Consider the following 891-nt stretch of genomic DNA (forward strand, 5'->3'; position numbering starts at 1 on the left):
TAAGCTCGGAATTAATGATACCAGCAAACAGCTTCATTCTAAGATCATAGCGCTGACGACGGTTGCGATATTTATGAGCCACGATTTTAAACAACTTGATTAAGCCTATTTTGTGCTCAACCACAATACGGAACTTAGCGAGATAGTGATTGGCCTGTTTGCATATCTCCAATAACTGACCACCACGAGGTTTCTTAAATGGTGTGAAAGTTTGGTTATGTAGCTTTGCTAACCCTTGATAACCACTGTCTGCTAGATAGTTAGTATTCTCAGGTAACCAATCAGGACAAGTATCTTTATACAGCTTAAAATCGTGGATTGACCCTTTACAGGTTTGCACATCAAGTATCAAACCAGTTTGCCAATGAACGATAACCTGCGCTTTTAAGGTGTGTTGTTTTTTCTTACCGCTGTAGTAGTCTCTTTGGTTTTTTTTGGACGCTCAATAGGGGTTTCGGTGGCATCGACAATGACGACTGACCAATTGATGTCCTCATCGACACGACTAGGCAACTTTTTAGGCAATTCAAACTTACCTGAATCGATAAGTACGTCTTCTACTTTACGAATGATACGGCTAGCAGAAGACTCATGAATACCAAAGTCCATACTGATATGATAAAGCGTGCGGTATTCACGCCAATAAGTCAGGGCTAGTAGTATCTGCTCCTTAAGACTGAGCACACTTGGTCTGCCTGATTTGGTCTTAGATGCTTCATGCTCTTGCATGGCCTCAAGCATGTCATAAAAGGTGGCTTTATGAATGCCTGTATAGCGTTTAAAACCAGCGTCACTTTGTTTGAGTAGCTTATCTATGTTTGGCATATCTATTAAGTAAGTAGAGTTCAATAATATACGTTGTGTCTTACAACTACTTTTGCAAGAGGTCTA

The 891-nt window shown here is 40.3% G+C and carries 1 protein-coding gene and 1 pseudogene; both read right to left on the reverse strand.

Annotated features, from left to right (window positions below):
• Nucleotides 1–376: pseudogene (locus tag BTV99_RS12465) on the reverse strand (transposase family protein); the annotation flags it as partial.
• Between the two features lie 8 nt (nucleotides 377–384).
• The gene (locus tag BTV99_RS12470) at nucleotides 385–825 is read right to left on the reverse strand and encodes an IS5/IS1182 family transposase (RefSeq protein ID WP_075102676.1); all 441 of its coding nucleotides are present in this window, start codon (nucleotides 823–825) and stop codon (nucleotides 385–387) included.
• Between the last annotated feature and the right edge of the window lie 66 nt (nucleotides 826–891).

It is taken from the genome of Psychrobacter sp. Rd 27.2 (assembly GCF_001921755.1).
In the GTDB taxonomy this organism is placed as follows: domain Bacteria; phylum Pseudomonadota; class Gammaproteobacteria; order Pseudomonadales; family Moraxellaceae; genus Psychrobacter; species Psychrobacter celer.